Origin of the sequence: Lysobacter sp. Root667, assembly GCF_001427715.1 — a bacterium.
Lineage (GTDB): Bacteria > Pseudomonadota > Gammaproteobacteria > Xanthomonadales > Xanthomonadaceae > Lysobacter.
In genome coordinates this window covers 277,649-300,405 of record NZ_LMHF01000001.1, presented here as the reverse complement: position 1 = coordinate 300,405, position 22,757 = coordinate 277,649, and the positions used below count along the sequence as shown (strand labels likewise).

Genomic DNA, 22,757 nt, shown 5'->3' with positions numbered 1-22,757 from the left:
CGTCAGCCACTCCAGACCCACCGCGCCGCATGCGGCGCAGGCCGAGGGAAATGAAAGAGAGCATTCTGGACGTCCTGCTGTACCTGTTCGAGCATTACTTCACCGACGATGCGGACCTCGTCCGCGACCGCGATTCGCTCCGCAGCGGCCCCCTGTTCGACGAACTGGGCCAGGCCGGTTTCAGCCCCGCCGAAATCAACAAAGCCTTCGAGTGGCTCGATGCGCTGGCCCTGCAGCGGCCCGACGCCAGCCCGCCGCGCGCGAACGGCCCGACCCGCGTCTACTTCGGCCCCGAGCTGGACAAGCTCGATGTCGAATGCCGCGGTTTCCTGATGTTCCTGGAGCAGCACGGCATCCTCGACGCCGGCCAGCGCGAGCTGGTGCTGGACCGCGCCATGGCGCTGGACCAGGACGAACTCGATCTCGACGACCTCAAATGGGTCGTGCTGATGGTGCTGTTCAACCAGCCGGGGTCCGAAGCGGCCTACGCCTGGATGGAAACCCAGATGTTCGAGGACGAGCCCGAACCGGTACATTAAGGGCGCACGAACTAGCGCGCGGCGCCCGGGGAGGCGCCCCGCCGGCGTCCGTCCCGCGCGACGCCTCATCAAGGACGACTCCAGGGGGAGCGAAATGGCGGATTGGTACTACCACGATGCGGCACAGGGCCGCGTCGGACCTTTGAGCGCGGAAGACCTACAGGCGCGCTATCGCGATCGCCGCATCCAGCGCGACACCTTGGTGTGGCGCGAAGGCCTGCGCGAATGGCAGCCGCTGGACCGCGTGTCCGAAGAACTCGGCCTGGACGGCATCCAGCAGGACACCGCCAAGCCGCCGCCGCTGCCGCCGGGCGCGCCGATCGGCATCAACCCCACGACCGCCTACGCCGGCGCCGGCCTGCGCACCGACGTGCGCCGGCCCGAGCCCAAGCGCGGCATGTCCGGCTGCCTGATCGCGGTGATCGTGCTGGCGGTGCTGGCCCTGCCGGTGCTCGGCATCCTGGCCGCGATCGCGCTGCCGGCGTATCAGGACTACACCCTGCGCGCCAAGGCCATGCAGAGCATCAACGAGGTCAACCCGATCAAGGCCGCCGTGGCCGAGCACATGCTCAGCAGCGGCGGCGACTGCCCCAGCAACGGCGACGACGGCTTCGGCGCGCCCGAGGACTACGCCACCAGGACCACCGCGCAGATCAAGATCGGCACCATGCAAGGCGGCCATTGCGCGATCGAGCTGGAGCTGCGCGGGATCGGCGAGCGCGTCGACGGCAAGACGATCTGGTTCGAGGCGGTACCGCAGAGCGGCGGCGGCGTGCAGTGGGATTGCAGCGGCGGCGACCTGCCGGCGATCTACCGTCCCAGCGCCTGCCGTCCCGGCACTTCCATCAGCAACGGCTGAACCGACATGACCGATTGGTACTACAGCGACAGCGACCGCAACCGTCACGGCCCGGTACGCGCCGAAGACCTGGCGCAGCTGCACGAGCACGGCCAACTCGCGCCCGAGACCCTGGTCTGGCGCGAGGGCATGCCGAGCTGGCGCCCCTGGCGCGAGATGATCGGCGAAGTCGTGCCCGGCGCCGGCCGGCCGGCCGTGGCCGCGGCGACCTTCGCCACCGCCTCGGCGGACGCCGCGCCGGAAGCCGCCGCCAACCCCTACGCCGTCGCCGAACCGGTCTCGCCCTACGCCCCGCCGCGCTCGACGCTGGCGCAGGACGAAGAGTTCGTGCAGGGCGGCGAGGTCGTCTACGCCGGGTTCTGGAAACGCGTCGCCGCCAGCACGATCGACGGCTTCGTGATCGGCATCGCCGGCGCGGTCGTCCAGATGATCCTGATGGTGGTGTTCTTCGGCATCGGCGCCGGCATGAGCGGCGACCCGTCGAGCATGTTCGAAAGCGGCGGCGCGATCGCCCTGCTGGCCCTGGTCTATCTGATTCCGCTGGGCATGCAGGCGGTGTACTTCGGCATGTTCCACTCGTCGGCCAAGCAGGCCACGCTGGGCAAGATGGCGATCGGGATCAAGGTCACCGACGACGACGGCCGCCGCATCTCGCTGGCGCGCGGCATCGGCCGCTTCTTCGCCTACATCGTGGCGACCCTGCCGCTGGGCATCGGCGTGCTGATGGTCGCCTTCACCGACCGCAAGCGCGGCCTGCACGACATGATGGCCAGCACCCTGGTGGTCGACCGCTGGGCCTACACCAGTCACCCGGAGCGCCAGCGCCCCGAGCTGGGCACGGTCGCGACCGTAATTTTGGTGATTTTCGGCGTCCTGGCGGCGCTGTATCTGGTGTTCGCTTTGTTCATGCTGGCCGCCGTCGGCCTGAGCGCCGGCCGCTGAACCTGAACGGCCGAAGCTGAATGGGAGGCTGGTCCTAACCGGCTCCCGGTCGCACTCGCAACGCCCCGCGCTTGACAGCCGGGGCCGCCGCATGGTCCCAATAAAAAAGGAAACCCTGAACGCCCGCGTCTTCATTGCCGCGGGCGTAGCCTTCTTTGCGTTAGTCAGTTGCAGTGCGCCGGCAATGGCCCCTGCGGAGCTCCAATGGCCAAGAACCTCCTCATCGTCGAGTCGCCCGCCAAGGCCAAGACGATCAACAAGTACCTCGGCAAGGACTTCACCGTCCTGGCCTCCTACGGCCACGTCCGCGATCTGGTGCCCAAGGAAGGCGCGGTCGATCCGGACAACCACTTCGCGATGGACTATGCGGTCATCGAGAAGAACGAAAAGCACGTCGATGCCATCGCCAAGGCCGCCAAGAGCGCCGACAACCTGTTTCTGGCGACCGACCCGGACCGCGAAGGCGAGGCGATCAGCTGGCACATCGGCGAGATCCTGCGCGAGCGCGGCCTGCTCGAAGGCAAGCCGCTGCAACGCGTGGTGTTCACCGAGATCACCCCGCGCGCGATCAAGGAAGCGATGAACCATCCGCGCGCGATCGCCGGCGACCTGGTCGACGCCCAGCAGGCGCGGCGCGCGCTCGACTACCTGGTCGGCTTCAATCTGTCGCCGGTGCTGTGGCGCAAGGTCCAGCGCGGCCTGTCCGCCGGGCGCGTGCAATCGCCGGCGCTGCGCATGATCGTCGAGCGCGAGGAGGAGATCGAAGCCTTCGTCGCCCGCGAGTACTGGACCATCGAGGCCGAGTGCGCGCACCCGACCCAGACCTTCACCGCCAAGCTGGTCAAGCTGGACGGCAAGAAGTTCGAACAGTTCACCATCACCGAAGGCGACACCGCCGAAGCCGCGCGCAAGCGCCTGGTCGCGGCCGCCAACGGCGCCCTGCACGTCACCGACGTGGCCAGCAAGGAACGCAAGCGCCGTCCGGCGCCGCCGTTCACCACCTCGACCCTGCAGCAGGAGGCCGCGCGCAAGCTCGGCTTCACCACCAAGCGCACCATGCAGGTCGCGCAGAAGCTGTACGAAGGCGTGGCGATCGGCGATGAAGGCACGGTCGGCCTGATCAGCTACATGCGTACCGACTCGGTCGCGCTGTCGGCCGACGCCCTGGTCGAACTGCGCGACGTGATCGCGCGCGACTACGGCACCCGCGCCCTGCCCGACCAGCCCAACGTCTACAAGACCAAGTCCAAGAACGCCCAGGAAGCGCACGAAGCGGTGCGCCCGACCTCCGCGCTGCGCACGCCCTCGCAGGTGTCGCGCTTCCTCGACGACGACGCACGCCGCCTGTACGAACTGATCTGGAAGCGCACCGTCGCCTCGCAGATGGTGCCGGCCACGCTCAACACCGTCTCGGTCGACCTGGCCGCCGGCAGCGAGCACAGCTTCCGCGCCAGCGGCACCACCGTGATCGATCCGGGCTTCCTGGCGGTCTACGAGGAAGGCAAGGACGCCAAGGCCGCCGAGGACGAGGACGAGGGCCGCAAGCTGCCGGCGATGAAGACCGGCGACCGCGTGCCGCTGGACCGCATCCACACCGACCAGCACTTCACCCAGCCGCCGGCGCGCTACACCGAAGCGGCGCTGGTCAAGGCGCTGGAGGAATACGGCATCGGCCGTCCCTCGACCTACGCCTCGATCATCCAGACCCTGCTGTTCCGCAAGTACGTCGAACTCGAAAGCCGCAGCTTCCGTCCCAGCGACGTCGGCCGCGCGGTGTCGAAGTTCCTGTCCGGCCATTTCACCCAGTACGTCGACTACGACTTCACCGCCAAGCTCGAAGACGAGCTCGACGCGGTCTCGCGCGGCGAAGAGGAGTGGGTGCCGCTGATGGAACGGTTCTGGGAACCGTTCAAGAAGCTGGTCGAAGAGAAGAAGGAATCGGTCGATCGCAGCGAAGCCACCGGCGCGCGCGAACTCGGCACCGACCCCAAGAGCGGCAAGCCGGTCAGCGTGCGCCTGGGCCGCTACGGGCCGTACGCCCAGATCGGCACCGCCGAGGACGAGGACAAGCCGACCTTCGCGTCGCTGCGGCCCGGCCAGAGCATGCACACCATCGGCCTGGAGGATGCGCTGGAGCTGTTCAAGCTGCCGCGCAAGCTCGGCCAGGACAAGGACGAGGAAGTCAGCGTCGGCATCGGCCGTTTCGGTCCCTTCGCCAAGCGCGGCAGCACCTATGCCTCGCTGAAGAAGGAAGACGATCCGTACACGATCGACCTGGCGCGCGCGGTGTTCCTGATCGAAGAGAAGGAAGAGATCGCGCGCAACCGCATCATCAAGGAATTCGAAGGCAGCGAGATCCAGGTCCTCAACGGCCGCTTCGGTCCCTACATCAGCGACGGCAAGCTCAACGGCCGCATTCCCAAGGACCGCGAGCCGGCGTCGCTGACGCTGGAGGAAGTGGTCAAGCTGATGGAAGAAACCGGCAAGCCGATGCGCGGCCGTTTCGGCAAGAAGACCGCGGCCAAGAAGGACGCGCCGGCCAAGAAGGCGGCGGCCAAGAAGACCGCAGAAAAGAAGTCCACGGAAAAGAAGCCGGCGGCGAAGAAGGCGGTCAAGAAGACCGCGAAGAAGGCTGCGAAGAAGGCTGCGAAGAAAGCCGTGAAGAAGGTCGCGGCCAAGCCGGCGCCGGTCGAAGCCGCGGCGCCGGCCAAGAAAGCGATCAGCACCGCCAAGAAACTGGTCAAGAAAACGACCGCCTGATCGCGGCGCCCATGAGCCCCGGCCTGCCCGGGGCAGCGCTTCCCCGGAAAGTCCTGTGGGAGCGGCGTGAGCCGCGATGGAAAGGGAGCGACGACGCAGTTCGGCTTGCCGCGATCGCGGCTCACGCCGCTCCCACAGAGGCCACGCAGCCAGCGGGCGAATCGCCGCGAAATGTTCCGTCGCCGCCGCGCGCAACGTGCCGCAGTACGGCGGCCAACGCCGCCCATCGTCGTCTTCGCGCTCGCCGCACCGCGAACTGCGCCACAGATTCGTCCGCGCACGCGCCCTACCATCGACGGCTAGAACAGATCGCGGCCATGTCCCGCGATGCGCGTCACCGCAGGACTTCCTGACCGAGGGGCTCACCTACCCTTCCACTCTATGTCGGGAGTCGACATGACCACGTTCAACACGCGCACGCACGCCGGATGGGCGTCCGCGCTGGCGCTGGCGGCCCTGTGGCCGCAGGCCGACGCGCAGGCGCACGGCACCATGATTCATCCCTACAGCCGCGTCTATTACTGCGCCCAGGGCAATATCGAGAACCCCACCGACCCCGCCTGTCGCGCCGCGACCCAGGTCGGCGGCACCCAGGCGTTCTACGACTGGATGAGCATCAACCAGGCCAACGCCAACGACAATCACCGCGCGGTGGTGCCCGACGGCAAGCTGTGCAGCGGCAACAATGCGACCTTCCGCGGCCTGGACCTGCCGCGCGACGACTGGCAGGCCACCGACATCTCCGCGGGCAGCTATGAGTTCCAGTTCCGCGGCACCGCGCCGCACGCGACCCGCGAGTGGGCGTTCTACATCACCCGCGAAGGCTGGGATCCGCAGACCCCGCTGCGCTGGAACGATCTCGAACACTTCTGCAGCATCGGCAACGTGCCCGTGGTCGGCGGCATCTACCGCTTGCAGTGCACGATCCCGCAACGCAGCGGCCGCCACGTGATCTACAACACCTGGCAGCGTTCGGATTCGACCGAGGCCTTCTACACCTGCATGGACGTGAAGTTCGCCGGAGGCGGCAACCCGCCGCCTCCGCCGCAGTGGCGCGACGCCGGTCCGCTGACCGCGCAGAACGACCATCCGATCGGCACCACCGTGAGCGTGCGCGTGTTCAACGCCGACGGCAGCGACGCCGAGCGCATCGACACCGTGCTGACGGCCGGGCAGACCTCGGCCGCGGCCTGGCCGCTGCGGGTGGCGCAGAACGTCAACGCCCAGGCCAGCACCGTGCGCATCGGCGTGCTCCAGAACGGCGCGATCACGCCGGTGCCGGCGGCGACCGGCAACCGCGTCTACCTGACCGGCAGCGGCCGCAGCCACCAGATCGACGTGCTCTTGCCGCCGCCTCCGGAACCGCCGGAGCCGCCGGGCCCGACCCCGGACTACGACTACGTCTACCCGACCGGCATCGGCCAGTACGTGCCGGGCCAGACCGTGGTCAAGGCCGGCGACGGCAAGCTCTACGCCTGCAAGCCCTTCCCCGAAGGCGCCTGGTGCAACATCGACGCCGATGCCTATCGCCCGGGTAGCGGCTGGGCCTGGCGCGACGCCTGGATCGCGTACTGAGCCGCACACGACGCAGGGGCCGCACGCCCCTGCGTCGCGCTTCGGCTTTGACCGCTCTTCGACTTCGACCGCGCTTCAAGCTTTGGCCGCGCTTCGGCTTCGGGGTAGGAGCGGCGTGAGCCGCGACCCCGAAGCGATGGATTAGCGGCCGACGAGACTCTTGCCGAAACCGGGATTGACGACGGTTGCCGCTTGCCGCGGTCGCGGCTTACGCCGCTCCTACCCCAAGGCGGATGGCCCAAAGGCGGATGGCGGACCGCCGCATTCCGGCCGCGGCGGCGCAATGCGACACTGCGCGCATGAGCTCCCTCGCGCCCCTGTCCATCGAGGCCGCCGCTGCCGCGCTGCGCCGCGGCGGCGTGATCGCCTATCCGACCGAAGCCGTCTGGGGCCTGGGCTGCGATCCCCACGACGAAGCCGCGGTGCTGCGCCTGCTCGCGATCAAGCAACGCCCCGTCGACAAGGGCGTGATCCTGATCGCCGGCGCCCTCGCCCAGTTCGACGGCCTGCTCGATTGGGATGCCCTGGCGCCCGAGCGCCGCCAGGCCGTACAGGCGAGCTGGCCCGGCCCCCACACCTGGATCGTGCCCACCACTGCGCGCGTGCCGGGCTGGATCACCGGCCAACACGACGGCGTCGCGGTGCGGGTCAGCGCGCATCCGACCGTAATCGCGCTGTGCGCCGCGTTCGCAGGTCCGTTGGTATCGACCAGCGCCAACCTCGCCGGCGCCCCGCCAGCGCACGCACGCGCGGCGCTGGACCCCTCGGTGCTGGCCCTGCTCGACGGCGTCAGCGTCGGCGAGACCGGCGGCCTGACGTCGCCGACGCAGATCCGCGACGCCCGCAGCGGCGCCGTGCTGCGCGCCTGAACGGCTGTCAACGGGCGCTCCGCCGGCAACAGCAGCGCTTTCGCGCGGCAAATCGCTGGCGCAAGATGCGCGCATGTCCCGCCGTTTCCGCCCCTGCCTGCTGCTCGCGTTGCTGGCCCTGGCCGGCGGCGCGCACGCGGCCGAAGTCACCATCTACCGCTGCACCGATGCCAGCGGCCGCCTGAGCCTGCGCGACACGCCCTGCGCGCGCGGCGAGCAGCAGCAGACCCGCGCGATGGCGCTGCCGCGCGATCCCGCACCGCGTCCGGCCGAGGCGGTCAGCCGCGCCGAGCCGCCGCCGCCCGCGGCCGCGCCGGCGCCGCGAACGCAGGTGATCGTGGTCAACACCCCGCGCCCCATGTACGAATGCGTGACGCCCGACGGCGATCGCTACACCAGCGAAACCGCCGAGGGCAATCCGCGCTGGGTGCCGCTGTGGACGCTGATGCCGGTGATCGCGACCCGCAATCCGCTCGGCGACAACGTCGGCGGACGCCGGCCGCCGCCCAGCGAATTCCGCCCCGGGCCGCCGCGTCCGCTGCCGCCGGGCGTGGGATTCGCGTACCCTGCCGGCACCTGGGTACGCGACGAATGCCACACCCTGCCGCAAAGCGAAGTCTGCGCGCGGCTAGGCGACCGCCGCTACGAGCTCGACCGCCGCTACAACAGCGCGCTGCAGAGCGAGCGAGCGCGCATCCAGTCCGAACAGCGCGGCATCGATGCGCGCATGGCCGACGATTGCGGAGCGTACTGATGCGGTTGCTGTGGAGTTTGGCTTTGCTGGCCTTGGCCGGCGCCGCGCAGGCGCAGCAGGTCACGATCTATCGCTGCACCGACGCCAGCGGCGCGCTGACGGTGCAGAACGACGTGCCCTGCCCCAAGGGCCAGAAGCAGGAGAAGCGCGTGATCGGCTCCGCGCCGACCTCGTCGACCCCGCCCGCCTTCGTGAACCCCGCTGCGCCGCCGGTCGCACCCGCTCCGCCTGCCGCGCCCGCGGCTCCGCCTGCGCCGCGCGAACCCGCCGCGCCCGCCAACCCGACCCCGACCCCGCCCGCGGTGGCCGCCAGCGACCGCCTGCCGCCGCCGATGCTGTTCGAATGCCGCACCTTCGACAACGACCGTTACCTCAGCGACAAGGGCGATCCGCCCGAACGCTGCGCGCCGATGGCGACGGTCGGAATCAACGGCGAACCCAGCGCCGGCGCCGCCTGCCAGATGGTCACCGACCAATGCCAGCGCGTCGCCGACGGCGCTCTGTGCGACAGCTGGAAGCAGCGCCTGCGTCAGGCCGAATCGCAGCTGCGCTTCGGCCCCGCCGACCAGCGCGCCGGCGCCCAGGCCGATGTCGAACGCATGACCCGGATCGTGCAAGAGAGCAGTTGCGGCGGCTGAGCCGGCGCCTGTCGCGCCCGCTTCGGAGCCGCCGCGCGGCCGATGTACTCCACGGCCGTCGCTTCAGAACCCGTAACGCAGGAACCCGCCGTCGACCGCGATGCATTCGCCGGTGATGTAGCCGGCCGCGGGCAGGCACAGGAAGGCGACAGCGGCGGCGACCTCCTCGGCTTCGCCGATCCGGCCCAGCGGCGTGCGCAGCAGCACTTCGTCCAGGTAATCCGGATCGGCGAGCTTGTCCGAAGTGCGGCGGGTGCGGATGTACCACGGCGCGACCGCGTTCACGCGCACGCCGTCCTCGGCCCATTCGACCGCGAGGTTGCGGGTCATCTGGTGCATCGCCGCCTTGCTCATGCCGTAGGGCGCGCCGGTGCGGACATGGGTGACTCCGGACACGCTGCCGACGTTGACGATGCTGGAAGCGGCATGGCGCGTCAGCAGCGGATGGGCGTAGCGCGAGAGTTCGAAGGCCGAGAACAGGTTGATCTCGAACACCTGGCGCCACTCGTCCTCGGTGTAGTCGGTGGCCGGCTTGACCACGTTGCCGCCGGCGTTGTTGACCAGGATATGCAGGCCTTCGCCGAAGTCCTCGACCCAATCGAGCAGTTCGCGCCGCTGCTCCTCGTCTGCGACGTCGGCGACGAAGGCCTGGATCTCGCGCTCGGGGAAGTCTTCCAGCAGTTCGGCGCGCGCCGCGTCCAGCGCTGCGATGTCGCGCGCGGCCAGCAGCACGTCGGCGCCGAAGCCGAGCAGCTCACGTGCGATCGCGCGGCCGATGCCCGCACTGCCGCCGGTCACCAGGGCCAGCTGTCCGTCCAGTCGCCAACGCTTGGGGTCCATGCTTGCCTCCGCCTGTTCCGGCCCATGGCCGTGTTTGGGATCGCCGTTCGGGATCGCCGTTTGGAATCGCCGCTCAAACCGCTGTTCGAAGCAGCCGATCCGCAGCCGGCGTTCCGATTCGCCGTTCTGCGGCGGCCGGCGTTTGCCGCGCGCGGCCGCCGGCGTAGCATAGCCGCGTCACCGACCGAGGATGCCGCGATGCGCTTACCGCTGTCCCGCAAGATCCTGGCCCGGCTCGCGCCGCTGGCGGCGCTGGCGCTCGCGCTGGCCGTGCTCGGCGCCTGCTCCAAGCCCAAGCCGCCGGAAAAGGAACGCCCGGTCGATCCGCAGGCCACCCAATTGCGCGACAGCATCCAGCAGCCGATCCAGAAGGCCCAAGCGGTGGAGGCGGACGTGCTCGAGGCCGCGGACAAGCAGCGCGACGCGATCGAAGCGCAGGCGAACTAAAGGCGTCTGCGCCGGCTTGGGGGTAGGAGCGGCGTGAGCCGCGACTGCGCCGCAGCCGAAGGTGCGCAATCGCGGCTTACGCCGCTCCTACAGAAAGCCGCCGCCTTCGCCCCGTTGCCGCGTGGAACCGATTCCGACCTGTGGGAGCGGCGTGAGCCGCGATTGCGTAGTGGCCGTAGGCTCGCGGTCGCGGCCCACGCCGCTGCTACCCTACGGCGAAACGCCGGACACAAAAAACCCCGCCGAAGCGGGGTTTTTCGTTGGGTCGCGGTGACTCAGAAGCCGCAGAAGCAGTAGGCCAGCGACTTCACCGGCACGCCGCGGGTCGGCTGCACCGCGCTTTGCAGGAAGCGCAGGTCGGACGCGGCCTGCGGCATGGTCTTGGCGAGCAGGCCGCGGGCGAGGTCGGAATCGCTGCGCAACCAAGCGGCGCCGATCCGGCTCTCGGCGAAGCCGGCGAAGAAGCGCTCGAACGGGGTCGCGCTCTTTTCCACGTAACGCACCTGATAGTCGTCCTTGCCGAGCTTCACGCGCTTGGCCACGTCGTCGATCGCGGTCTGCAGACCGCCGAAGTCGTCGACCAGGCCGCGCTCCTTGGCCTGCGCACCGCTCCAGACGCGGCCGCGGGCGATGCCGTCGATCTCTTCGACCGGACGCTTGCGCGCGGTGGCGACCTTGCCGGTGAAGTCGCGGTAACCCTTGTCGATCACCGACTGGATCACCTGGCCGACTTCCGGCGCCAGCGGCCGGGTGATGTCGAAGGCACCGGCGTAGCGGGTGGTGCCGACGCCGTCGCCGTGCACGCCGATCTTCTCCAGCGCGCGCGGGATGGTCGGGATCATGCCGAAGATGCCGATCGAACCGGTGATGGTCGAGGGGTCGGCGTAGATCTTGTCGGCGTTCATCGAGATCCAGTAGCCGCCGGAAGCGGCCAGATCGCCCATCGAGACCACGACCGGCTTGCCGGCGGCCTTGAGCGCGACGATCTCGCGACGGATCTGCTCGGAGGCGAACACTTCGCCGCCGGGCGAGTCCACGCGCAGCACCAGCGCCTTGACGTTTTCGTCGTCGCGCGCCTCGCGCAGCAGCGCCGCGGTCGAGACGCCGCCGACCGTGCCCGGCGGCTGCTCGCCGCCGCTGATCTCGCCCTCGGCGACCACCACCGCAACCTGCGGACGGCGATCGGCGGCGGCCGGCAGCGCGGCGCGGTTGAGGTGGCTCAGGTAGCCGTCCAGCGAAATCTGGCGGAAACCGCCTTCGGCATCGTCGTCGGCCACGCCGCGCTCGATCAGCAGATCGTCGACCTGCTCGCGGGTCTTGAGACCGTCGACCAGCTTCTGCTGCAGCGCGTACTTGGCCAGGTCGCCCTGCGCGGCCTGGATCTGGGTCGCCATCTGGTCGATGTCGGCGGCGATCTTGGCGGCGTCGAGCTTACGCGCCTTGGCCACGTCGGCCAGGTAGCGCTGCCACACGTCGTTCATCCAGAACAGGTCGGCTTCCTTGGCCTCGGGCGAGGCCGCGTCGAGCACGTAGGGCTCGGCCGCGGACTTGTACTCGCCGACCTTGAACAGGTGCACGTCGACGCCGAGCTTTTCCTGCAGGCCCTGACGGTAGTACAGGCGGTAGCGGCCCAGGCCCTCGAGCATCAGCGCGCCCATCGGGTCCATGTAGACCTCGTTGGCCTGCGCGGCCAGCAGATACTGCTTCTGGTCCATCATTTCGCTGAAGGCGACGACCTGCTTGCCGCTGGCGCGCACGCGCGCGATCGCGGCGGCGACATCGCGCATCGAGGCCATGCCGCTGCCCTGCAGCTGGTCCAGGCGCAGCACCACGCGGTTGATGCGCTTGTCGTCCTTGGCCGCGTCCAGCGCGCGCAGCATGTCGCGCAGCTGCACTTCGCCGCCCTTCTCGCCCAGCGCCTTGCCGAGCGCGCGCGAGGCCGGGTCGCTGCTGTACTGCTCGACCAGGGTCGCTTCCGGCGCGATCACCAGCGTGGTGTCGTCCAACAGCGGCCTGACCCGGCCGGCCGTGGTCATGGCGAGCAGGAACAGGAACAACAAGGTGAAGAACACCAGGTTGAAGATCAGCCGGCGGGTGAAATTCATCGTGTCCCAGATGGCCACGAAAAAGCGGGCCACCGGGCCGCGACGCGGGGTATCGTTCATTGCGCACACTCCAATTGACGCCCGCAGCGTACCGCGCCCCGGGTATTTTCTTCATCCGCCATTCGTAACGCGGATTTTTCAAGCCTGGCCAATGCCGGCCGGGGCTCAGGATTCAGCCAGGGGTTGGACAGGTGAGGGTGGCGAAGTTTCCTGGGCCACCCGTCCGGCCAGCCGCCGCGGGTGGCTGGAGCGCACGAAACGCCCGCACAGCAGCACCGAAGCCACGGTCAGGCCGGCGATCAGGCCGATCCACATGCCCTTCGGACCCCAGCCCAGGCCCAGGCCCAGACCGGCGCCCAGCGGCATGCCGACGCCCCAGTAGGCCAGCGCCGCCAGCAGCATCGGCACCTTGGTGTCCTTGAGCCCGCGCAGGGCGCCGGCCGACAGTACCTGAACGCCGTCCGGGAACTGGAAGGCGGCCGCGTAGAACAGCAGCGAGGCGGCCAGGGCCGCGACCGCGGCGTCGGCGGTGTAGAAGCTCACCAGGAACTCGTTGGCGTTGAACAGCACGATGCCGGAAATCAGCTGGGTGCCCATCACGATCGCGTAGCCGGCCCAGGCCGCGCGCCGCACCCCGTGCAGGTCGTTGCGCCCCAGGGCATGGCCGACCCGCACCGTGGTCGCCTCGGCCAGGCCCATCGGGATCATGAAACACAGCGCCGACAGATTGATCGCGATTTGATGCGCGGCCGCCGGCACCTGGCCCAAACGCCCGATCAGCAGCGCGGTGACGATGAACAGGCTGCCTTCCATCAGCACGGTCACGCCGATCGGCAGGCCGGTGGCGAGCAGGCCGCGGATGGTCGGCCAGTGGGGCGCGTCGAAGCGCTCGAACAGTTTCAGGTCGGCGAAGCGCTTGGCGTTGCGCAGCACCACCGCGAACGCGATCGCCTGGATCCACAGCATGATCGCCGAGGCGATACCCAGGCCGCCGGCGCCCATTTCCGCAAAGCCGAACTTGCCGAAGGTCAGCACATAACCGATCGGCAGCAGCACCAGCAGGCTGCCGGCGCTGATCAGCATGGTCGGCAAGGTCCAGTGCAGGCCCTCGGCGAGGTAGCGCATGCAGAAGAACAGGGTCAGCGCGAACACGCCCCAGCGGATGCCGTGCAGGAAGTCGCGCGCGCCCGGGATGATCTCCGCCGCCATGCCCATCGGCGCCAGCGCATGCGGAATGAAGGTCAGGAACGCGAACAGCAGCACGCCCAGGCCCAGCGCCAGCCACAGCGCCTGGCGGAACAGCGCGCCGATCTCGCCGCGGCGGCCGGCGCCGTCGAGCTGCGACACCGACGGCGGCACCGACAGCAGGGTGCCGATCGGAACCATCATCGGCAGCCACCACAGCGCGGTGCCGATGGTGACCGACGCCAGGGTGGTGGTGCTGTGGTGCCCCGCCAGGACGTTGTCGATGAAACCGATCAGGCCGGTGGAAACGTGGCCGGCGACCAGCGGGGCGGCGAGCAGGACGGTGGTGCGGATTTCGCCCGGAAGACCGCGGGCGGAGGGGGCATGCGACGACATTGCGAGGGACCAGAACCGCGACTGCGGCCGCGCGACCGTGGAGGGCGCTGGCGCCGGGTCACGGCGGCCCGCTATCTTACCCGCTTGCAATGACCGGCCGGGGAGCCGCACGCAATCGCAGCCATGAGCGCCTCAAACGACCACGCCACGCCCACCCATTGCGAAAACTGCGCCGCGCCGCTGCAGGGACACTACTGCCACGCCTGCGGACAGTCGATCGTCAACCCGCTGCGCCACGCCGGACATGCGCTGGAGGAGGTGTTCGAATCGTTCTGGCACCTCGACGGACGCATCTTCCGCACTTTGCGCGATCTGCTGTCTCCGGGCCTGGTCGCGGCCAACTACCTGGCCGGCCACCGCGTCCGCTACGTCCCGCCGCTGCGCCTGTTCGTGATCCTGAGCGTGGTGACGTTCTTCATCGCCCAGTTCACCGTGCATATCGGCGAGGGCCAGAACGAAGAGCTCTACAAGGGCAAGTCCGGCGCCCTGGTGATCAACGGCAAGAACGTCCAGCTGGGCAGGCTCGGCGACCGCATCTCCTCCGCGCGCAGCGTGCCGGAGGTCGAGGCCGCGCGCGCCGAGGCGTTGAAGGAACTCAACAACGTGCGCGACAAGATTCCGAAGGGGATACCCGGCGGCGCGCGCGAAGGCGTCGAGGTCGGCATGCGCAAGGTCAACGAAGCCGCCGACGAGCGCGTGGCCGAATTGCGCGAAAAGACCCGTCCCGACGCCGCGGCCGAGGCCGCCGGCATAGTCGCGCCAGCCAATGAAAATGCCGAGATCCCGGCGACGATCGAGAACGCGGCCACCTTGGCCGAACTCGAACGCCTGCGCGACGAGCGGATCAAGCCGCTGCGGGCCGAGCGCGCCGGCCTGGCGCCCAAGGACACGCGGGCGCTGGCCCGCAACAGCAACGCGATCCGCGACATAAACCGCAACGCCGGCTGCCGCGCCGCTCAGTTGCAGATCGACCACGCCGTCGCCACCGAGGGCGCGCTCAAGCGCAAGGCCGCCGTCGACGCCGAGATCTATGGCGACGGCGAATGCGACAGCGAGCTGACCTTCTTCGGCAACGCGCCCTGGGACGAGGAAACCAACCCGGTGGTGATGACCGGCGCGCCGGAGTTCGTGAACCGCTGGATCAACCGGCAGATCGCCCGCGGCCATGCCAACGCCAAGCGCATGAGCAAGGACCCCTCGTTGTACAAGCACGCCCTGCTCAGCTCGGTGCCGTCGGCGCTGTTCCTGCTGGTGCCGGTGTTCGCGCTGCTGCTCAAGCTGACCTACCTGGGCTCCGGGCGCGGCTATCTCGAGCATCTGGTGGTTGCGCTCTACAGCCACGCCTACCTGTGCCTGAGCTTGCTGGCGATGTTCCTGATGTTCGGCCTGGACAGCGCGATCTCGGCGCACTGGCCGGGCTTCGGCTGGATCGCGGGACTGATCGAGGCCGCGCTATGGGTCTGGATGCCGATCTATCTGCTGCTGATGCAGAAGCGCGTCTACCGCAACGGCTGGCTCGTAACGCTGCTGCGCTACACCGTGATCGGCGGCTGCTACTTCTTCCTGATGTCGATCGCGGTGCTCTCGCTGATGGTCGCCAGCCTGGTGCGGATGTGAGCGCGAACGTGGTCTACGAGGTCAACCTCGACCTCGACGCGGCCATCGCCGACGACTACCGCGTCTGGCTGGGGCCGCACATGCGCGAGATCCTGGCCCTGCCCGGCTTCCTCGATGCGCGCATCCACACCCAGCTGGAGCCCCCGGCCGAACCCGGGCGGTTGCGGCTGTGCGTGCAGTACCGGCTCGATGGCCTGGCCTCGCTGGACGCCTACCTGCGCGACCACGCCCCGCGCCTGCGCGCCGAAGGCCAGGCCCGCTTCGGCGACCGCTTCAGCGCCAGCCGCCGAGTGTTGCGCGAAGACTGATCGGACGGCCACCTCTCCTCCGCCGAACCTTGCGGCAACCGGAGTCCCGCGCACCAAGCAACTAGGATCGCAAACACCCACTGTAGGAGCGGCGTAAGCCGCGATTCGGACCCATGGAAGCCGCGCCGGCCGGTGCGGTGGCGCGATCGCGGCTTACGCCGCTCCCACAGAAATCAAAAGCCCGCCGACGCGCCTAGTCACGCGCGCTGCGCACCCCGGTGCGTTCGTAATGGCGCATCTCCTCGATCGCCTCGATATAGCGCCGGATCGGGGCCAGGAAATCGCGAAAACCCGGGCTGCCGCGAAAGCCTTGCAGATGACCTTCGGCGCTGTCCCATTCGATCCGCAGCAGATAGCGGTCCGGCTGCTCGACGCAGCGCGCCAGCTCGTAGCCCAGGCAATGCGGCGATGCGTCCAGCTGGGCCGCGGCCTGGGCGTAGTCCAACTCGAATTGCGCGCCGGTGCCGGCCGGCAGGGCGTAACGCAGGTATTCGACGATCATACGGCGTTCCTTGCGGAGTGGGAAAGCGGCGCCGCGCCGGCGCTCACTGCCGGAGTTTGTGCCAGAACCAACCCTCGCGCTCGTCCCAGCGCGTCGCCAGCAGTTCGCGGCGCAGGGCCTCGCGACCCTGCGGCGGCGTGCGCTGCACCAGCACGGCCAGGTCCTTGCGCTGCTGCGCGCTGAGTTCGCGCAACACCCGCAGCATCGGCGCGTGCTGCTCCGGCGGCAGTTGCGCCAGCAGCGGCTGCAGCGCGGCGTAGTCCAGGCCCAGGGTCGGGCCCAGCAACCAACCGCGGCGCAGGCTGCGGTCCAGCGCGTCGAAACGCGCACGCAGCGCCTGTTGCTGCTCCGGCGGCAGGGCCGCGTAGCGCGCGGCGGCGGCCTGGGCCGAAGCGCGTTCGTCCGCGGGCAGGGCCAGCCAGGCGGCGTAGCGTTCGCGGCGCGCGGCGCGCTCGGCGGCCGGCAACGCATGCCAGGCCACGGCGCGGGCATTGAAGGCGGCGCGCTGCTCGGCGCTCCAGCCCGCCCATTGCGCGGCGTTGGCCTGCAGGCGCGCACGCGCCTGCGCCGGCAGGCGCTCGGCGATGGCCGCGTACTCCGGCGGCAGCGTCTGCGCCGCGGCCGCCCCCAGCGCGCCGGCGAGCAGCAGGCCGGCAGCGGCGGCGATGCCAAGCCGGAGGCGGCGGCGCGCGCGCTCAGCCCGGGGCATCGGCGCTCTCGGTTTCGGATTGGGATGGGGCCTGCGCGCCGGCCGGGGCGGTCGCGGGGTCGGGCACGGACTCGGCTCCGGGCTCGGCCGCATCGAGCGCGGCGCCGGGCAGACCCGCGGGGCCGGCGCGCTCGTACGCGACCAGCCAGTTGTGGAACTCCAGCTCGCGCGCCGCGGCATCGCCGTCGGGATCGGCGAGCTGGGCGAAATCGCGGTCGCCGATCAGCCCGGCCTCGTGGCCGTAGCGCGCGGCCGGCGCGGCGGCCGGCGGCAGCGCCTCCACCCGCACGCGCTCGCTGCCCAGCCAGTCGGCGACCCCGCCGAACGGCCACCACCAGGTCGCCGCGAACGCGAGCACGCACAGCGCCAGCAGAGTCCACAGCAAGGGCAACAGCCAGCGCGGGCGGCGCCCGGAGGCTGCGCTCGCGGTATCGCGCTCGACGGCGGTCGCGGACGCGACGCCGCTGAGCGCGGACTCGCGCGCCAGGGTCAGCCGCGCCAGACGCTCCGGCGGCAGGGTCTTGATGCGGCGGTGGATCTGCTCGCGCAGTTGCTGCCAGGCCGCCGGATCGGCGCGGCCGTCGTCGTGGTGCGGCAGCGCGCGCTGCAGGGCCAGGCGGTAGGTCGGCTCGGCGATGCCCAGCACGGCCGCGGCCTCGGGTTCGGACAGACCGGCCGCCAGGCGCAGCAGCAGGGCCGCGCGCGGGCCGTGGCCGAGTTCGCCGAGGCGGTCGGTGGCGTCCAGCGGCAGCGCGACCCGGGTGCGCTGGTGCAGGCCGGGCTGGGCCAACAGCTGCGCCCAGAAGCGCCGCGGCCACTCGGCCATGGGCGCGGCCTCGATGCCGGCGCGGAAGGCCTGCATCGCCGCGGCCAGGGCGGCGTCGCCGGCGGCGGCATCGCCGGCCTGGAGCTCGGCCAGCACCGCACCGCGCCGCTCGACGCCGCGCAGGAACGCCGACAGCGCAGCCGGCGCATCGTTCTTGTGCGCAGACGTTCCGGAGAGGGCGGAGCCCGCTGCGGCGGGGCTCATCGCATACCCATCAGCATGTTTGCATCATAGCGAGGCGCAGGTCGCACAAAACCGCTTGACACCGCGTTAATTCCTGCTCCGTGAAGCAGGACGCGGCTTGTACGAAAAAACGGTTGTGCACAGCAGTAATGGAAGTGTCATCGAGCTGAGGGAGAACCCCTAAAAGGCCCGCGTTACAAACATGTTTCACGGTCAAACCATTGATTTGGAAAGAGATATATGCATTGGCGATTTTTTCACCAACCTGGCTGCAGGGCTTATTCCTGCGTCATCGCGCAGTCCTGCCGACACGCCATGCACAGATTTATCCACAAGTCGTGTGGATAAGGGTGAATTTTCTTTAAGCACCGCAACTTGCGTGCGCTTTGTCACGGCCGGGGCAGCAATAGTCCGCAACTTTGTCGCAGCCGGTGCGCGGTCGCTCTCGCTAGACTGAGCGCATGTCCGACGGCTCCGCTCAGTCACTTATGCACGTCTGGCGGGTCGCACTGCCGGTGCCGCTGCCGCGCCTGTTCGATTACCGCCCCGCCGACGGCCAGTCGGTCGACCCGGCCGATGTCGGCACGCGCGTGCGGGTGCCGTTCGGCAGCCGCGAACTGGTCGGGGTGATCGCCGACACCGGTGCCGCCGACGCCGACGCGCCCGAGCCCAAGCCGGCGCTGACCCGGCTCGACCCCGAACCCCTGTTCCACGGCGAGTTGCTGGAATCGCTGCGCTGGCTGGCCCGCTACACCCATGCCCCGCTGGGCGAGGTGTTCGCGACCGCGCTGCCGGCGCCGCTGCGCCACGGCGAGCCCCTGGCCGACACCCACGCCTGGGCCTGGCAGCTGACCGAAGCCGGCCTGACCGCGCGTCCGGGCCTGCGCGCCGGGCGCCCGCGCCGGCTCGCCGACCGGCTGCTGGCCGGCGCCTGCGACGAGGACGCGCTGGACCTGGCCGAGGTCGAGGGTCACGCCCCCGACTGGCGCGCCGCCGCGCGCGCCCTGGCCAAGCGCGGCCTGGCCGAACGCGTCGCCGTGCCGGCCAGCGCCCTCGCCCCGGCGCCGCAGCCGGGCCCGACCCTCAACGACGAACAGCAGGCGGCGGTCGACGCGATTCTGGCGGTGCGCGAGCGCTTCGCGCCGCTGCTGCTGGACGGCGTCACCGGCAGCGGCAAGACCGAGGTCTACCTGCGCGCCATCGCCGACTGCCTCGCGCGCGGCCGCCAGGCCCTGGTGCTGGTGCCGGAGATCGGCCTGACCCCGCAGACCCTGGCCCGCTTCCGCGCGCGCCTGGGCGTGCCGGTGCACGCGCTGCACTCGGGCCTGGGCGACAGCGAACGCGCGCGCACCTGGGCCGCCTGCCTGCGCGGCGAGGCGCGGGTGATCGTGGGCACGCGCTCAGCGATCTTCCTGCCGCTGCCCGAGGCCGGCCTGATCGTGGTCGACGAAGAACACGACGGCAGTTTCAAGCAGCTCGACGGCATCCGCTACCACGCCCGCGACTTCGCCCTGGTGCGGGCCAAGGCGCTGGACGTGCCGGTGCTGCTGGGCAGCGCGACGCCGTCGCTGGAATCACTGCGCAACGCCCAGGCCGGGCGTTACGCGCACCTGCGCCTGCTGCAGCGCGCCGGCGACGCGCAGCCGCCGCGGGTGCGCGTGGTCGACGTGCGCAAGCGCCCGCTCGACGCCGGCCTGTCGCCGGAACTGATCGAGACCATCGCCCGCGCGCTCGACGCCGACGGCCAGGTGCTGGTGTTCAAGAACCGCCGCGGCTACGCGCCGGTGCTGATCTGCCATGACTGCGGCTGGAGCGCGCACTGCCACCGCTGCAGCACGCCGACCTCGCCCACGCCGATGACCGTGCACGCCGGCGGCCGCCGCCTGCAATGCCATCACTGCGGCGCGCGCCGTCCCGCGCCCAACGCCTGTCCGGACTGCGGCGGCCTGGCGCTGCAGTCGCAGGGCGCCGGCACCGAACGCATCGAAGAAGCCCTGGCCGCGCGCTTCCCCGAGGTGCCGGTGCTGCGCATCGACCGCGGCACCACCCAACGCCGCGATGCGCTGGAAAAACACTTGACCGAGTTCGGCAACGCGCGCGGCATCCTGGTCGGCACCCAGATGCTGGCCAAGGGCCACGACCTGCCCAATCTGACCTTAGTGGCGGTGGTCGGCATCGACGAAGGCCTGTTCAGCGCCGACTTCCGCGCACCGGAAAAACTCGCCCAGTTGCTGATCCAGGTCGCCGGCCGCGCCGGCCGCGCCCGCCGCGCGGGCGAAGTGGTGCTGCAGACCCACCACCCCGAGCATCCGCTGCTCAGCACCCTGCTCGCCGGCGGTTACGCCGCGTTCGCCGAGATCGAACTGGCGCAGCGCGAACTCGCCGCCTTCCCGCCGTTCGCGCACATGGCGCTGCTGCGCGCGGAGGCCAAGGAAACCGAAACCGCCAACGCCTTCCTGCAAGCGGCGCGCATGGCGCTGCGCGAGGTCGGCGACGATGCGCTCGAACTCAACGGCCCGGTGCCGGCACCGATGCCGCGCCGCGCCGGCTACCAGCGCGCGCAGCTGATCCTGTCGGCGCCGGAACGCCGCAGCCTGCACGCCGCGCTCGACCGCGCCCTGCCCGCGATCCACGCCCTGCCGCAGGCGCGCAAAGTGCGCTGGTCGCTGGACGTGGACCCGGCGGATCTGTACTGAGCCACCGCTCGCGCACCGTCCATGCGCCGGTCTAACGACGGTGTGCGAAGAACAGGCCGTGATCCGCTTGCGCCGCCCACCGGACCAGGTCCACTTCGAAGCCCTGGCCGCGCAAGTACTCCGCCAAACCCCACGCATCGCAGCCCAGCCCGGCCCAGCCGTCGATGTGGACGGGCGGCAAGCCGTGTTCGGAATCTACGCCGAACGCATGGAACTCGCCGACGATCGCCTCGACCCGATCCAGCCGCCGCGCGGTCATCAGGATTGGATACTCCGCGCCTTCGCAATCGATTTTCAGCAGACGCACCGGCCGCGCCAGGCCGGCAAGCACCTCGTCCAAGGCCACCGCCGCCACGGTCGCGCCTTTGCCCGGCGCGGCCAGTACGTCGTGGCCACCGGTGTTCCGGCGCAGGCGGGCGCGACGCAAGCCCAGGCGGGGCACGGCGATGTCCGAGCGCCATACCGCCGCCGCACGCAGCACGCAACGTTCGCCGTACGCCTGTAGGTTCGCGGTCGCGAGCGCGAAGTTGTCGCGCTCCGGCTCGAATGCCACCACTCGCCCCGCGCCTCGCTGCAAGCAGGCGTGAGCGAAAGCGCCGATATGGGCGCCGATGTCCAGGATCAGGTCGTCCGCGTCGAAGCGTTGCGGCAGCCGGTACTCGTTGTCGTGCACGACGCTACGGACGATGCCGTAGTCCCAGCTGTCCGGCCGCAGCCACAAGCCCGGGCCGTCGTCGAAGCGGACCCGGTGCGCGGTGCGCCGAGTATCGGCATCGAATCCCGGCGTCATCCCAGGCCTGCCGCGACGGCAACGGCCGCCGGCGTTTCGCCGATCAACGCCGCCAGCCGACGCCCCACCTGCGGCCAGGTCGGCGCCTGCTGCGTTGCCATGGCGAACGCCAGCATGTCGTAGCGCTCGCGCAAGGCCTGATCGCGATAGAGGCGCGCCAACCAGCCGGCGGCGGCCTCCACGTCCACCTCGTAGGCCGGCCGGTCCAAGGCGATGTCGCGGTAGGGCGCGGCCGCGATCATGCAGGCATGCGACTGCCAGAGCTCGCCGCAGCCGGTGTGTTCGGGAATTAACTGCGCCCTGCCCGTGGCGGCGTGCTCGAACGACACCAAGCCCCAGCCCTCGGCATCGGCCGTGTTCAAGCCCACGTCGCAGGCATTGTAGATAGCGTTCAAGCGCTCGTTGTCGACCACCGGGTGCGCCAGCGAGCGCTGCGTCAACAGCAGGCGGTCCTCCAGGCCGAGGTCCGCGGCCATGGGCAGGATTCGGATACCGCAGTCGCGTAGCCCCATATGCAAGTACAGGCGGGCATCGGACTGGGGCACCAAGTCCAGAAAGCGACGAAACGCGCGCAGGGTCAGATCGATGCGCTTGCGCGGCTGATTGCGGTTGGCGTTGAGCACGATGAAGCTGTGGTCCAGGGCATGGCCGGCGCCGAACAAGCGGTCTCGCGCCAGCGCGCGCGCCCGGACCGGATCGCCGTCCAAGGGCCGGAACATCGCCACATCGCAACCGTGCGGCACCACCTCGATGCGCGGCGATCCGGCGCCCATGCGGGCCAGCGCAGCCGACAGGCTGTCGCGCGCGAAGCGGGTATAGACCGCCAACGCGTCCAGGCGCGCCAAGGCCCGCCACTGCGGCGAAGGCTCCACCGGCGAATCGATCGGCACATAGGCCAACAAGCGCGCCGAAGACGCGGGACGGGCGGCTGCGCACTCGGCCACGAATTCGAGATCCGAGAACAGGAACACCGCATCGACGCCCCACCGCTCGGCCGCCGCCCACACTTGTTCGGCGTCGACCCGCCGTGGCGGCCACACCGGCCCGGCGTCGCGTGAATCGGTGCCCTGGTCGAGATGGTGCAGCCGGAATTCGCGCGCGAAGGCCTCATGCAGCTCACCCATCACGCGCCCGAAACCGAAGCCGGGTTGGGCGTAACCCACGGTCAGCACTTTGTGTCGCATCGCATCCCCCGCGTCGCTCCGCCCGCGCGTCCA

20 protein-coding genes are annotated in these 22,757 nt (G+C 70.1%); 12 read left to right on the top strand and 8 right to left on the bottom strand.

What is annotated here, in order from left to right:
• Positions 1-50: 50 nt before the first annotated feature.
• The 8 genes from ASD78_RS01290 (at position 51) to ASD78_RS20415 (ending at position 8,936) form a co-directional block, all read left to right on the top strand.
• Positions 51-539 carry a DUF494 family protein gene (locus ASD78_RS01290; protein WP_055907876.1) on the top strand — a complete coding sequence of 163 codons (489 nt, stop codon included), beginning with the start codon at positions 51-53 and terminating at the stop codon, positions 537-539.
• A 94-nt stretch (positions 540-633) separates the two neighbouring features.
• On the top strand, positions 634-1,398 hold the full coding sequence (locus tag ASD78_RS01285) for a GYF domain-containing protein (protein ID WP_056097806.1): 765 nt from the start codon (positions 634-636) through the stop codon (positions 1,396-1,398).
• A 6-nt stretch (positions 1,399-1,404) separates the two neighbouring features.
• Positions 1,405-2,340: an RDD family protein gene (locus ASD78_RS01280; protein ID WP_055907871.1), complete on the top strand. Its 936-nt coding sequence runs from the start codon at positions 1,405-1,407 to the stop codon at positions 2,338-2,340.
• Positions 2,341-2,544: 204 nt separating this feature from the next.
• On the top strand, positions 2,545-5,100 hold the full coding sequence (locus ASD78_RS01275) for a DNA topoisomerase I (protein ID WP_055907868.1): 2,556 nt from the start codon (positions 2,545-2,547) through the stop codon (positions 5,098-5,100).
• A 492-nt stretch (positions 5,101-5,592) separates the two neighbouring features.
• Positions 5,593-6,675, top strand: a complete 1,083-nt coding sequence (locus ASD78_RS01270) for a lytic polysaccharide monooxygenase (protein ID WP_235565893.1) — start codon at positions 5,593-5,595, stop codon at positions 6,673-6,675.
• Positions 6,676-6,974: 299 nt separating this feature from the next.
• Positions 6,975-7,544, top strand: coding sequence for a Sua5/YciO/YrdC/YwlC family protein (locus ASD78_RS01265; RefSeq protein ID WP_055908510.1), 570 nt, complete (start codon positions 6,975-6,977; stop codon positions 7,542-7,544).
• 73 nt (positions 7,545-7,617) lie between these two features.
• On the top strand, positions 7,618-8,298 hold the full coding sequence (locus tag ASD78_RS01260; RefSeq protein ID WP_055907862.1) for a DUF4124 domain-containing protein: 681 nt from the start codon (positions 7,618-7,620) through the stop codon (positions 8,296-8,298).
• Positions 8,298-8,936 (top strand): DUF4124 domain-containing protein, encoded by a 639-nt coding sequence (locus ASD78_RS20415; RefSeq protein WP_055907859.1) that lies wholly within the window; start codon positions 8,298-8,300, stop codon positions 8,934-8,936. Before ASD78_RS01260 ends, ASD78_RS20415 begins: the two co-directional genes overlap by 1 nt.
• A 63-nt stretch (positions 8,937-8,999) precedes the next feature.
• Here the strand turns inward: ASD78_RS20415 and ASD78_RS01250 are convergent, their stop codons facing one another.
• Complete coding sequence (locus tag ASD78_RS01250; RefSeq protein ID WP_055907855.1) at positions 9,000-9,776, bottom strand: SDR family oxidoreductase; 777 nt, start codon at positions 9,774-9,776, stop codon at positions 9,000-9,002.
• 198 nt (positions 9,777-9,974) lie between these two features.
• Between ASD78_RS01250 and ASD78_RS21760 the strand changes: the two genes are divergently transcribed.
• Positions 9,975-10,223, top strand: coding sequence for a hypothetical protein (locus ASD78_RS21760; RefSeq protein WP_055908507.1), 249 nt, complete (start codon positions 9,975-9,977; stop codon positions 10,221-10,223).
• Between the two features lie 275 nt (positions 10,224-10,498).
• Here the strand turns inward: ASD78_RS21760 and sppA are convergent, their stop codons facing one another.
• Positions 10,499-12,388, bottom strand: coding sequence for a signal peptide peptidase SppA (gene sppA, locus ASD78_RS01240; RefSeq protein ID WP_056097805.1), 1,890 nt, complete (start codon positions 12,386-12,388; stop codon positions 10,499-10,501).
• Positions 12,389-12,493: 105 nt separating this feature from the next.
• On the bottom strand, positions 12,494-13,909 hold the full coding sequence (locus ASD78_RS01235) for an MATE family efflux transporter (RefSeq protein WP_056097804.1): 1,416 nt from the start codon (positions 13,907-13,909) through the stop codon (positions 12,494-12,496).
• 123 nt (positions 13,910-14,032) lie between these two features.
• Here ASD78_RS01235 and ASD78_RS21320 point away from each other — a divergent pair, with 123 nt between their 5' ends.
• Complete coding sequence (locus ASD78_RS21320) at positions 14,033-15,526, top strand: DUF3667 domain-containing protein (RefSeq protein ID WP_056097803.1); 1,494 nt, start codon at positions 14,033-14,035, stop codon at positions 15,524-15,526.
• Positions 15,523-15,834 (top strand): DUF4286 family protein, encoded by a 312-nt coding sequence (locus tag ASD78_RS20400; protein ID WP_055907845.1) that lies wholly within the window; start codon positions 15,523-15,525, stop codon positions 15,832-15,834. Before ASD78_RS21320 ends, ASD78_RS20400 begins: the two co-directional genes overlap by 4 nt.
• A 193-nt stretch (positions 15,835-16,027) precedes the next feature.
• On the opposite strand, the gene ASD78_RS01220 is transcribed toward ASD78_RS20400, so the two are convergent.
• Genes ASD78_RS01220 through ASD78_RS01210 form a run of 3 tightly spaced genes read right to left on the bottom strand, consistent with a single transcriptional unit; the run spans position 16,028 to position 18,075 of the window.
• Positions 16,028-16,336, bottom strand: a complete 309-nt coding sequence (locus tag ASD78_RS01220) for an antibiotic biosynthesis monooxygenase family protein (protein ID WP_055907843.1) — start codon at positions 16,334-16,336, stop codon at positions 16,028-16,030.
• A 43-nt stretch (positions 16,337-16,379) separates the two neighbouring features.
• A complete protein-coding gene (locus ASD78_RS01215) occupies positions 16,380-17,045 on the bottom strand; it encodes a DUF3106 domain-containing protein (protein WP_056097802.1) in 666 nt (221 codons plus the stop codon).
• Complete coding sequence (locus ASD78_RS01210; RefSeq protein ID WP_056097801.1) at positions 17,032-18,075, bottom strand: sigma factor-like helix-turn-helix DNA-binding protein; 1,044 nt, start codon at positions 18,073-18,075, stop codon at positions 17,032-17,034. The genes ASD78_RS01215 and ASD78_RS01210 overlap by 14 nt, the downstream gene beginning before the upstream one ends.
• A gap of 467 nt (positions 18,076-18,542) precedes the next feature.
• Between ASD78_RS01210 and ASD78_RS01205 the strand changes: the two genes are divergently transcribed.
• Positions 18,543-20,750, top strand: a complete 2,208-nt coding sequence (locus ASD78_RS01205) for a primosomal protein N' (protein WP_056097800.1) — start codon at positions 18,543-18,545, stop codon at positions 20,748-20,750.
• Positions 20,751-20,781: 31 nt separating this feature from the next.
• On the opposite strand, the gene ASD78_RS01200 is transcribed toward ASD78_RS01205, so the two are convergent.
• Together ASD78_RS01200 and ASD78_RS01195 are read right to left on the bottom strand one after the other, a co-directional pair.
• Positions 20,782-21,540, bottom strand: a complete 759-nt coding sequence (locus ASD78_RS01200) for an FkbM family methyltransferase (protein WP_056097799.1) — start codon at positions 21,538-21,540, stop codon at positions 20,782-20,784.
• Positions 21,537-22,724: a glycosyltransferase gene (locus ASD78_RS01195; RefSeq protein ID WP_056097798.1), complete on the bottom strand. Its 1,188-nt coding sequence runs from the start codon at positions 22,722-22,724 to the stop codon at positions 21,537-21,539. The genes ASD78_RS01200 and ASD78_RS01195 overlap by 4 nt, the downstream gene beginning before the upstream one ends.
• Positions 22,725-22,757 lie beyond the last annotated feature (33 nt).